This window comes from Castellaniella sp., from assembly GCF_041675725.1.
Lineage (GTDB): Bacteria > Pseudomonadota > Gammaproteobacteria > Burkholderiales > Burkholderiaceae_B > Castellaniella.
Genome location: NZ_JBAYTI010000011.1, coordinates 12,478 through 23,884, shown reverse-complemented (window position 1 = coordinate 23,884; position 11,407 = coordinate 12,478). Strand labels below are relative to the sequence as shown.

The window sequence follows — 11,407 nt, the reverse complement described above, 5'->3', positions numbered from 1 at the left end:
AGAACCACTATCCTTGTTGCACAAGCCCCTCTTTCGTAGAAGAATGCCTGCAACACAACCCTTGGGAGATATCATGAATTGCCCATACAGCCACCGCAAGCGATGGAGCCCGACATGCAGCTAGGGATTCCGCAAGAAACGCTGCCCGGTGAAACCCGCGTCGCGGCCACCCCCGAAACGGTCAAGAAACTGGTGCAGGCAGGGCATCACGTCATGATCCAGGCGGGCGCGGGCCTGGCCGCCCGGTACCCGGATGGCGACTATGAAAAAGCCGGGGCCACGCTGTGCGACGCCAAGGCCGCGCTCGGCTGCGAGCTGGTACTCAAGGTCCGCCGCCCCAGCCACGAAGAGCTCCAGGGCATGCGGGCCGGCAGCGTACTGCTGGGCATGCTCGATCCGTTCGATGCCGATGGCCTGCAAGCCATGGCAGGCGCAGGCCTGACGGCCTTCGCGCTCGAGGCCGCCCCTCGTACCACGCGCGCCCAAAGCCTGGACGTGCTGTCCTCGCAGGCCAACCTGGCGGGCTACAAGGCCGTCCTGCTGGCCACACAGCACTATGGGCGCATTTTTCCCATGATGATGACGGCCGCGGGCACGCTCAAGGCGGCCCGGGTCGTGGTGCTGGGTGCCGGGGTGGCCGGCCTGCAGGCGATCGCAACCGCGCGGCGGCTGGGCGCCGTGGTCGAAGCATCCGACGTGCGCCCTGCCGTACGCGAGCAGATCGAATCCCTGGGGGGCAAGTTCATCGACGTTCCCTTCGAAACCGACGAAGAGCGCGAAATCGCCCAAGGCACAGGCGGCTATGCGCGCCCCATGCCCGCCAGCTGGATGCAGCGCCAGGCCACCCTGGTGGCCGAGCGCTGCAAGCAGGCCGACATCGTCATCACCACGGCGTTGATCCCGGGCCGGCCCGCACCGGTGCTGATCCAGCCCGACACGGTGGCCGCCATGCGGCCCGGCTCGGTCATCGTCGACCTGGCTGTCGAACGGGGCGGCAACTGCCCCCTGTCGGTCGCGGGCCAAGTCGTAGAGCACGCCGGCGTGACGCTGGTGGGGCTGACGAATCTCCCGGCCCTCCTGGCCACGGACGCGTCGGCACTCTATGCGCGCAACCTGCTCGACTTTCTGAAACTCATCATCAACGACCAGGCACAGCTCGCCTTGCCGGAAGACGACGACATCGTCAAGGCCTGCCTGGTCTGCCACGATGGACAAGTACTGAGGAACCCCTGATGGAAGCCGTCAATCCTACCCTGATCAACATCATCATTTTCGTACTGGCGGTCTACGTGGGCTATCACGTCGTCTGGAACGTGACCCCGGCCCTGCACACCCCCTTGATGGCCGTCACCAACGCCATCTCGGCCATCGTGATCGTGGGTGCCATGCTGGCCACCGGGCTCACCGAAGGCACTCTGGCCCAGGTCATGGGCATCGTGGCGGTCGCCCTGGCCGCCGTCAACGTATTCGGCGGCTTCCTGGTCACCCAGCGCATGCTCGAGATGTTCAAGAAAAAGGACCGCAAGGGGGGCCAGTCATGATCTCGGCCAACGTCGTCACCCTGCTGTACCTGGTCGCGTCGGTATTTTTCATCCAGGCGCTCAAGGGGCTGTCGCACCCGACCACCTCGCGGCGCGGCAACGTGTTCGGCATGGTGGGCATGGCCATTGCGATCCTGACCACCGCGGCCCTGATTTTCGAGCTGTCGCGCGACGGCGCGGCCGGCCTGGGCCTGGGGCGCATCGTGCTCGGCCTGCTGATCGGCGGCAGCTTTGGCACGGTTCTGGCACGCAAGGTGCAAATGACCAAAATGCCCGAGCTCATCGCCTTCATGCACAGCATGATTGGCCTGGCAGCCGTGGCCATCGCCTTCGCCGTCGTGGCCGAACCCCATGCCTTCAACATCGCGGCCGCCGGTGCGCCCATTCCCACCGGCAACCGGCTCGAGCTGTTCATCGGCACCTTTGTCGGGGCCATTACCTTCTCCGGGTCCGTCATCGCCTTTGGCAAATTGTCGGGCAAATACAAGTTCCGCCTGTTCCAGGGCGCCCCGGTGGTGTTTGCCGGCCAGCATATGCTCAACCTGCTGCTGGCCCTGGTGATGCTGGCCTGCGGCATCTGGTTCATGGTCACGCAGTCGTGGCTGCCTTTCGTGCTGATGACGGCGATTGCCTTCGTGCTGGGCGTGCTCATCATCATCCCGATCGGTGGCGCGGACATGCCCGTGGTGATCTCGATGCTCAACAGCTACTCGGGCTGGGCCGCGGCCGGCATCGGGTTTTCACTGGAAAACCCGATGCTGATCATCGCCGGATCCCTGGTGGGTTCATCGGGGGCCATTCTGTCCTACATCATGTGCAAAGCGATGAACCGCTCGTTCTTCAACGTGATCCTGGGCGGGTTCGGCGCCGATGTTTCAGCGGGTCCGGCCGGCGCCCAAGAGCAGCGCAGCGTGAAGTCCGGCAGCCCCGACGATGCGGCCTTCCTCATGAGCAATGCCGATACGGTCACCATCGTGCCCGGCTATGGCCTGGCCGTGGCCCGTGCCCAGCACGCGCTCAAAGAACTGGCGGGCAAGCTGGGCGAGCAAGGGGTCACCGTCAAATACGCCATTCACCCGGTGGCGGGGCGCATGCCAGGACACATGAACGTGCTGTTGGCCGAGGCCGAGGTTCCCTACGACCAGGTGTTCGAGATGGACGACATCAATGGCGAGTTCGGCCAGACTGACGTGGTGCTCGTACTCGGCGCCAACGACGTGGTCAACCCGGCGGCCAAGAACGACCCCCAGTCGCCCATCGCCGGCATGCCCATACTCGAGGCCTACAAGGCGCGCACGGTCATCGTCAACAAGCGCAGCATGGCGGCCGGCTATGCGGGGCTGGACAATGAGCTGTTCTACATGGACAAGACCATGATGGTCTTTGGCGATGCCAAAAAGGTACTCGAAGACATGGTCAAGGCGCTCGAATGACACCGCGGGGCGGGCGCAGGCGCGCCCCGCCTCCCAGGCACGGGGCCGTCGGCGCACGGGCCTGATTCTTTCACCTACGAGAAGGCAATTCATGGACAACGAATTCTGGCTGCAGCGCTGGCAACAAGGGCAAATCGGCTTTCACCAGGGCCGCGTGATGCCGCTGCTGCAGAAACACTGGCAGTCTCTGGGCCTGCCCGCCGGCAGCCGCGTGCTGGTCCCGCTGGCCGGGAAATCACTCGACATCGCCTGGTTGGCGGCGGAAGGCCACGAGGTGCTGGCCGTCGAGCTCTCCTCCGTCGCCGTCGAGCAGTTTTTCAATGAACACGGGATACAACCCACCATCCGGGCCGCGACCCAGGGCACTTGGTACGAAGCCGACCGCATCCGCTTTTATTGCGGCGACATCTTCGAGCTGCAGGCCGACGAGCTGGGTGCCTGCGTGGCCAGCTACGACCGGGCGGCCCTGATCGCCCTGACGCCCGAGCTGCGGCAACGCTATGTACAGCGGGTCTATGGCGCCTTGCCGGCCGGTTGTCAAACCCTGCTGCTGGGCCTGGATTACCCCCAGGAACAAATGGACGGCCCACCGTTCTCGGTGCCCGAGGCAGAAATCCGGCAACTGTTCGAGCCCCGCTGGCAGGTCCGCCTGCTCGAAACACGCGACGTCCTCGCACATGAACCCAAATTTGCCGCGCGGGGCGTGACGCGCATCCACACCAGTGTCAGCCTGTTGACGGCGCGGTCGTGACCGCCGCGGCGCAGGCCACCGCCTGCATCCTGTTTTCCCGGTCCGCGTACCGGGTCTTTCGGAGTAATCAATGAAGACTTCCCTGCTACGGTTCAGTGTGCTGGCTGTGCTGCTCTCGGGTATTTCGTGCCTGGCCCAGGCACAGGTCAAGATCGGGGTGGTGGCCTCGGCCACGGGTCCAACGGCCCTGGTCGGCATCCCGCAAATCAACACGGTTCCCTTGCTGCCCACTCAGGCGGGTGACCTGACCATCGAGTACATCGCGCTCGACGATGGCAGCGACCCGACACAAACCGTCACGGCCTTCAAGAAACTCATGGCGGAATCCCAGGTCGATGCCATCATAGGCCCCACCGGTTCGCCCAATTCGATGAGTGTGCTGCCGTTCATCGCAGAAAACAGTACGCCCATGCTGGCGCCCGTGGGCGCAGCCGCCGTCGTCCTGCCCATGACCGAGCAGAAACGCTGGGCCTTCAAGACCACGCAGAACACCGACATCATTGCCCGGGCCCTGATCCAGGACATGAAGCGTCGCGGCATCAAGACGGTCGGTTTCATCGGGTTTGCCGATGCCTATGGCGACGACTGGCACCAGGTGTTCAGCACCCTGGCCAAAGAAAACGGCATCGACCTCATCATTGCCGAACGCTACCAGCGCACGGACAGCTCCGTCACCGGGCAGGCGCTCAAGATTCTTTCAGCGCGCCCCGATGCGGTATTGATCGCCGGAACCGGGGGCGCCGCCGCACTGCCACAAACCACGCTGGCGTCACAGGGCTATCAGGGGCAGTTCTACCAGACCCATGGGGCCGCACTGCCAGCCTTCCTGAAATTCGCGGGGCCATCGGCCGAAGGCACCATTCTGGCAGCCAGCCTGATGCTGGTATTGCCAGAGATCCCCGACAGCAACCCGTCCAAACCGATCGTCGAAGACTATATACAGCAGTATGAAGGGCGGTACGGTGAAAAACCCGCGACGTTCGGGGCCAACGTCTTCGATGCCGGCCTGCTGCTGCAGCAAGCCATCCCGCTGGCGGCCCAGGCCGCGCGCCCCGGCACGGTCGAATTCCGCAGTGCGCTGCGCGATGCCCTGGAACAGACCACCGAGCTGGTGGCCACCCAGGGGGTATACAACATGAGCCCTGCCGACCACAGCGGGTTCGACGAACGCGGCCGCGAGCTCATTACCGTGAAAAACGGCCAATGGGTCTTGCTGCGCTAGGGCGTCAGCGTATCGAATTTTTCCTGGAGAACCGCCAGGGGCATGGCCCCATTGATGCGGCTGCCATCGGCGAAGAACAGGGCTGGGGTGCCCTGCACATTGAGCTTGCGCCCCAGTGCGAGATTGCTCTGCAGCGGCGTCTCGCATTCGGCGACGGCGGGCTGCTTGCCATGCACCATCCAGTCGCGCCAGACCTGGGCCGGCTGATCGGCACACCAGATGTTGCGTGAACGGGTTCTGGAATCCGGGCTGAGTATGGGGTAGAGGAACGTATAGACCGTGATGTCGTCTATACTTTCCAGCGTTTTGTGCAACTGCTTGCAATAACCGCAGTTCGGATCTTCGAATACGGCGACCTCGCGGGCCCCCGAACCTTTCACCTGCTTGATGGCGTCATGCAGGGGCAGGCTGTCGAACGCCACCTGCTGCAGGGCCTCGAGCCGCTCGGCCGTGAGGTCGCGACGCGCACGGGCATCGATCAGCGAACCCTGCAAGACGAATTGCGCCTGCGCGTCTGTGTAGACCAGATCCAGCCCCACCTGGACTTCATAAAGGCCATCGAATGGCGTGGGCCGTACCGCCTCGGCCTGAATACCGGGGAAGCGCTGCTCGAAAGCGTGCTGAATGCCGGCCAGCTGATCAGGCGAAACGGTAGCCGCCTGAGCGGCCTCGCCAGTGGCGGCGGGTTGGCTGGGCTGCGATTGCGCAATCGAGGTGGCTGCCGACAACACGAGGGCAGCCCAAAAAACGGCTTTCATGAAAAGATTCCCGGGTCGACACCCTGATGCAAAAAAGAAGGTAACACGATGGTCGATCTGCCGCATCGAATCCGGCCCATCAACCCGCTGCCGCCCGGATCAGATGGCGCTTGATGAACGGGAGATCATCGACCAGCCGGAGCCCCTGGTTGCGAATCCAGGCAGCCGGTGCACAGTGCGCGCCGAACAGACGGTGCAGGCCGTCCGTGACGAAGCCCATGGCATAGACAGGCTCGAGACGCCGGCGCCGATAGCGCGCCAGTACACGGCGGTCGCCTGGATCATGGCCGGCCTCGCGCCCGGCGAGCACCTGCAGCAGGGTCTGGACGTCGCCCAGGCCCAGATTGAGCCCCTGGCCGGCCAGCGGATGCACCCGATGCGCGGCATCACCCACCAGCGCCACCCGCTGCCCGACCATGTCCGAATATTCGAGCGTCAGTGCAAACCCACGGGGTGGCGTGCGCAGGCGCAGGCGGCCCAACCGGGCCCCCGTAATGGCCAGCGCGCGGCTTGCCAGCCACTGCTGGCGGGCATCGGCGCCCAGCGCCTGCCAGGCCATTGCCTGGCCATGGGGCATGGACCAGACCAATGAAGCCTGCGGCCCCTGATCCGTATCGGGCATAGGCAGCAGCGCGAACACCGAATCGCCCGTGAACCATTGGCAGGCTCGATTCTGGTGCGGTATTTCGATGTCGACGTGCGCCACCACGCCCTGATCCCCATAGGGGGCGTATCGGTGTGTCACCCCGGCCGCCAGCCGGACTGGCGAGCGAGCCCCGTCGGCCCCGACCAGCAGGCGGGCCGACAGCACGTGACCGGCTTCGGTATGGACGCGGATTTCATCTGCCGAAGCGTGCAGCGATGCGAAACGGTCTTCGTGCCACGTCACCCCCATGACCTGCACGGCCTGGTGCAGCACGCGTTCGAGTTCGCCGGATTCGACGATCCAGGCCAGGGCCTGGCGCGCGTCATGCCAGGCCGACAAATCCAGGAAGCCATCGGCATCGCCGTAGATTTCCATGGTTTCCACCGGTGTGATGCGCCGCGCGTCCATGAGCCGCCAGACGCCCAGGTGCTCTAGCAGTGCCCGGCTGGCGGGCGAGAGGGCATACACCCGCGGATGATAGGCGTCATGTTCGGGCACCGGCGGTGGTGTGCGCGGCCCGAGGATCGCCACCGGCCGGCCGGCACGCGCGACCCCCAGGGCACAGGCCAGGCCGGCAATGCCAGTACCGCAGACCAGGATCGAGCTGTGCGTGTTCATGACCGTTCACCTTGCATGTTCATGATCGTTATAGTACCCGGCCTGCGAAGCGACCGGTGGATCAGCGAGCAGTCGGCGCGCCGGCAGAGACAGGCCAGAGCAGCCACACGTGGCCCTTCTGCTTCATGCGCCCTGCGCGCGCGCCGGCTTCATCGCCCGTACCCCAGTAAAAATCGACACGCGCCGGCCCTTGGATGGCCGCGCCCGTATCCTGGGCGAACACCAGGCGCTGCAGCGGCCCGGTGCCCCCCGGTTGCTGAGTGGCCAGAAACAGGGGCGTGCCCAGCGGCACGTAGTCGGCGTCGACCGCGACCGCCCTCTGGCCGATGAGCGGTACCCCATAGGCGCCACGCGGACCGAGTTCAGGATCCACAATCGTCTCCGCCCTGAAGAACACCATGGCTGGATTGACCGACAGAAGCTCGCCCAGCCGTTCGGGATGGCGACGCGCCCAGGCCTTGATGTTCTGCATCGATGCCTGCGCCAGGGGCATTTCACCTTGTTGTGCGAGCCACTGCCCAATGGATGCATACGGGCGGCCATTATGGTCGGCGTAGGCCAGCCGGATCGTGGAGCCGTCGGGCAGGCGGACCCGCCCAGAGCCCTGAATCTGCAGAAAAAACGCTTCGATCGGGTCATCGGCCCAAACGATGGCGGGCGGTTGGCGGTCGGGGTGGGCATCGATCTGGGCGCGGGTATCGTAGGGCACCACCCGGCGCCCCTGCAATTTGCCGCGTACCCGCTTGCCGGCCAGTTCTGGATACACCGCCCCCAGATCGATGGTCAGCAAATCATCCGGCACCGCATACAATGGCCACTGATAATCGCCCTGCCGCGTCCTGGACGCACGGATGAGCGGCTCATAATAGCCGGTGACCAGGCCGCCGGGACCTTCCAGGCGCCAGGGCCGCAAGTGCCCCTGGAGGAACTCGCGCACCGCAGCAGGGTCCTTGTCCAGACCGTCGTCCAGCGCCCGCCGGCACACCGGCTGCCACACCCTGGGCGCCGCACGGGCCGGCAACGCCAAGGCGCCGGATGTCGGGCGCATCAGACCGCGGCAGTTATTGATGAACGCCTTCCAGACCTGGTCGAGCCCATCGGCGGACCAGCCGGGCAAATCGGCCCATGGCACGGCCCGATACGACCCCTTGAGCGGACGCGGTGCGGTATCGGGCAGCGCCGACAGCGGCGGCACATCGAACAAAGTGACCTCTGTGATGTCTTCTGGGGAAACGGCCAGACCGTCTTCGTCTTGCAGGGGCGCTGTAGAACACGCGGCCAGGAAGGCCAGTAGAACAAGCAGGGAGGACGGCTTTCTCATTCGGGGTCCCGGCCATTGCAGTGCACTAAAATAGTGCTTGATCCAAAACTGCCATGATGACATATTCCACCCCATGAACGCCATGCCCGCCCTGCCCACCGCCCGTATCGCACCCAGTCTGCTGTCTGCCGATTTTGCCCGCCTGGGCGACGAAGTCGCAGCCGTGATGGCCGCCGGCGCCGATTGGATCCATTTCGACGTCATGGACAATCACTACGTGCCGAACCTGACCATGGGGCCCATGGTGTGCGCCGCGCTGCGCCCGCACCTATCGGCGCCGATCGACGTCCACCTGATGGTCGAGCCCGTGGATGCGCTGGTACCCGCATTTGCCCGGGCCGGGGCCGACATCATCAGCTTCCATCCCGAAGCTTCGCGCCACGTCGACCGCACCCTCGCCCTGATCCGCGACCAGGGCTGCAAGGCGGGGCTGGTGTTCAACCCGGCCACGACTCTGCACTGGCTGGATCACGTCATGGACAAACTGGACCTGATCTTGCTGATGTCGGTCAATCCGGGCTTTGGCGGGCAGTCCTTCCTGCCGCGCACGCTCGCCAAACTGGCCGAGGCACGCCGCCGCATCGATCAATGGCAAGCGCAGGGGGGGCAGGCCATCCACCTGGAGGTGGATGGCGGGGTCAAAAGCGACAACATCGCCGAAATCCGCGCGGCGGGGGCCGACACCTTCGTCGCCGGTTCGGCCATTTTCGGCCAGCCCGATTACCCGGCCGTCATCCAGGCGCTGCGCGCCGGCATCGCGCAAGGCGACGCCCAGCGCCAGGCCGCCTTCACGGCGGCCCGATAGGCGTCGCGATGCTACGATGACGCCCAACCCGAACCGATTGGCAGCCCCTGGCTGCCGCATGCACATGCCATTGAATGCCGTACACTTCGACCTCGACGGAACCCTGCTGGACACGCTGCCGGACATCGCCGCCGCCATCAATGCGATGCGCCAGGATTTTGGCGAGCCGCCCCTGGCACAAGACACCATCGCGGTGCACGTCGGCAAGGGCAGCGACACCCTGGTGGCCCGCATCCTGGGGCTGGGGGGCCGCCACCCCGGGCCCCTGCAACAGGCGCGCGCCCTGGACCGCTACCTGGCCCATTATGCACGGCTCAATGGCCGCGAAGCCCGCCTGTATCCAGGCGTGGTCGCGGGCTTGCGCCTGTTTCGCGACCACGGTTGCGCCATGGCCGTGGTGACCAACAAGCCGACCGCCTTCACCCATCCGCTGCTCGAGCAGTTCGAACTGCTCGATTATTTCGACGCGATCGTGTGCGGCGATACCTGCGCCACCAAGAAACCGGATCCCGCCCCCCTGCTGCATGCCTGCACCCTGTTGAATGAGCCGGCCGAAAACACCTTGTTCATCGGCGACTCGATCAACGATGCCCTGGCGGCCCAGGCCGCCGGCATGCGCATGCTGGCCCTGCCCTATGGGTACAATGAAGGCCGTTCCGCCCATACCCTGCCCGCAGACGCCGTCGTCGATACGCTCGAAGACGCAGCGGCCTGGGCCCTGGATACCGCCATGCAAGGCAAAGTACCATGACCGAAATCGAATTCAACGCCCTGGCTGCCCAAGGCTACAACCGCATCCCGCTGATCGCGGAAACCTACGCCGATCTCGACACCCCCCTGGCCATCTACCTGAAACTGGCCCACGCCGGGCCCGAGGCCGGCCGCAACAGCTGCCTGCTCGAATCGGTGGTCGGCGGCGAGCGCTTCGGGCGCTATTCATTCATCGGCCTGCCGGCCAAGACCCAGATCCGGTCCATGGGCACCCACACCGAGGTCATCACGCGCGGCGAGGTGGTCGAAACCCACGACGGCGACCCCCTGGCGTTCATCGAAGCCTACCAGAAGCGCTTCAAGGTCGCCCTGCGCCCCGGCATGCCCCGGTTTGCGGGCGGCCTGGCTGGTTACTTCGGCTACGACACGGTGCGCCACATCGAGCCGCGCCTGGGGCCGAACGTCAAGCCATGGCCGTCGGGGCAACAGACGGGCACGCCCGACATCCTGCTGCTGCACATCGACGAGCTGGTCATCGTCGACAACCTGGCGGGGCGCACCTACCTGATCATCTATGCCGACCCGCAACAGCCCGAAGCCTATGCGCTGGCGCGGCGGCGGCTCAAGGCACTGCGCGAAAAGCTGCGCACCCCGGTGGTCATCCCCTACGCCTACGCCAGCATGCAGACCCCAACCGAACGCGATTTCAAAAAAGAAGACTATCTCGCGGCCGTGCAAAAAGCCAAAGACTACATCGAAGCCGGCGATCTGATGCAGGTCCAGGTGGGTCAGGTGATCGCCAAACCGTTTCGCGATTCACCGCTGTCGCTGTACCGCGCCTTGCGCTCGCTCAATCCGTCGCCCTATATGTACTACTGGAATTTCGATCATTTCCACGTGGTCGGGGCATCACCTGAAATCCTGGTGCGCAAGGACCGCGAGGAAATCCAGGGCCAGTTGCGCGAAACCGTCACCATCCGGCCCCTGGCTGGCACGCGCAAGCGCGGCGCCACCCACGAAGAAGACCTGCGCCTCGAAGAAGAACTGCTGGCCGACCCCAAAGAGCGCGCCGAACACGTCATGCTGATCGACCTGGCCCGCAACGACATCGGCCGCGTGGCCAAGACAGGCAGCGTCAAGGTCACCGACACCATGACCATAGAGCGCTATTCGCACGTCATGCACCTGGTCTCCAACGTGTGCGGCGAACTCGACGAGGGCCTGAGCAACATCGACGTACTGCGCGCCACGTTCCCGGCAGGCACCCTCACCGGTGCGCCCAAGGTACGCGCCATGGAGATCATCGACGAGCTCGAACCCGTGCGACGCGGCATCTACGGCGGGGCGGCCGGCTACCTGAGCTACGGTGGCGAGATGGACCTGGCAATCGCCATCCGCACAGGCATCATCCGTGACGGCATGCTGTACGTTCAGGCAGCCGCGGGGGTCGTGGCCGACTCGGATCCCGAAAAAGAATGGCTCGAGACCGAAGCCAAAGCCCGCGCCTTGTTGCGCGCAGCCGAGCAGGTCCAGTTCGGTCTGGATGACCCCATCTGATCCGCGGCCCAGGCCAACGGAACAGCAGGCCCATGCAGGCTTGG

Annotated in this window: 11 protein-coding genes; 8 read left to right on the top strand and 3 right to left on the bottom strand. The window is 65.1% G+C overall.

The genetic code is table 11. From position 1 onward, the window contains the following. Positions 1-114 precede the first annotated feature (114 nt). The 5 genes from WCZ84_RS03510 to WCZ84_RS03490 all read left to right on the top strand — a co-directional run bounded on the left by WCZ84_RS03510 (position 115) and on the right by WCZ84_RS03490 (position 4,947). A complete protein-coding gene (locus tag WCZ84_RS03510; protein ID WP_372684876.1) occupies positions 115-1,233 on the top strand; it encodes a Re/Si-specific NAD(P)(+) transhydrogenase subunit alpha in 1,119 nt (372 codons plus the stop codon). Continuing rightward, a complete protein-coding gene (locus WCZ84_RS03505) occupies positions 1,233-1,541 on the top strand; it encodes an NAD(P) transhydrogenase subunit alpha (RefSeq protein ID WP_372684875.1) in 309 nt (102 codons plus the stop codon). The genes WCZ84_RS03510 and WCZ84_RS03505 overlap by 1 nt, the downstream gene beginning before the upstream one ends. Beyond that, complete coding sequence (locus WCZ84_RS03500) at positions 1,538-2,974, top strand: NAD(P)(+) transhydrogenase (Re/Si-specific) subunit beta (protein WP_372684874.1); 1,437 nt, start codon at positions 1,538-1,540, stop codon at positions 2,972-2,974. Before WCZ84_RS03505 ends, WCZ84_RS03500 begins: the two co-directional genes overlap by 4 nt. 91 nt (positions 2,975-3,065) lie before the next feature. Continuing rightward, entirely contained in the window at positions 3,066-3,725 is a 660-nt protein-coding gene (locus tag WCZ84_RS03495; protein ID WP_372684873.1) for a thiopurine S-methyltransferase, read from the top strand. Between the two features lie 70 nt (positions 3,726-3,795). Further along, positions 3,796-4,947, top strand: coding sequence for an ABC transporter substrate-binding protein (locus tag WCZ84_RS03490; RefSeq protein WP_372684872.1), 1,152 nt, complete (start codon positions 3,796-3,798; stop codon positions 4,945-4,947). Here the strand turns inward: WCZ84_RS03490 and WCZ84_RS03485 are convergent. From WCZ84_RS03485 to WCZ84_RS03475, 3 genes are all read right to left on the bottom strand, one after another. Next, positions 4,944-5,705: a DsbC family protein gene (locus tag WCZ84_RS03485; protein ID WP_372684871.1), complete on the bottom strand. Its 762-nt coding sequence runs from the start codon at positions 5,703-5,705 to the stop codon at positions 4,944-4,946. The two genes, WCZ84_RS03490 and WCZ84_RS03485, sit on opposite strands and share 4 nt — an antisense overlap. A gap of 79 nt (positions 5,706-5,784) precedes the next feature. Then, entirely contained in the window at positions 5,785-6,969 is a 1,185-nt protein-coding gene (locus WCZ84_RS03480; RefSeq protein ID WP_372684870.1) for an FAD-dependent monooxygenase, read from the bottom strand. Between the two features lie 61 nt (positions 6,970-7,030). Next, complete coding sequence (locus WCZ84_RS03475; RefSeq protein WP_372684869.1) at positions 7,031-8,290, bottom strand: murein transglycosylase A; 1,260 nt, start codon at positions 8,288-8,290, stop codon at positions 7,031-7,033. Positions 8,291-8,363: 73 nt separating this feature from the next. On the opposite strand from WCZ84_RS03475, the gene rpe reads away from it, so the two are divergent. Genes rpe through trpE form a run of 3 tightly spaced genes read left to right on the top strand, consistent with a single transcriptional unit; the run spans position 8,364 to position 11,363 of the window. Further along, positions 8,364-9,095 (top strand): ribulose-phosphate 3-epimerase, encoded by a 732-nt coding sequence (gene rpe, locus WCZ84_RS03470; RefSeq protein WP_372684868.1) that lies wholly within the window; start codon positions 8,364-8,366, stop codon positions 9,093-9,095. 58 nt (positions 9,096-9,153) lie between these two features. Next, entirely contained in the window at positions 9,154-9,846 is a 693-nt protein-coding gene (locus tag WCZ84_RS03465) for a phosphoglycolate phosphatase (protein ID WP_372684867.1), read from the top strand. After that, positions 9,843-11,363, top strand: a complete 1,521-nt coding sequence (gene trpE / locus WCZ84_RS03460) for an anthranilate synthase component I (protein WP_372684866.1) — start codon at positions 9,843-9,845, stop codon at positions 11,361-11,363. The genes WCZ84_RS03465 and trpE overlap by 4 nt, the downstream gene beginning before the upstream one ends. Positions 11,364-11,407: the final 44 nt, after the last annotated feature.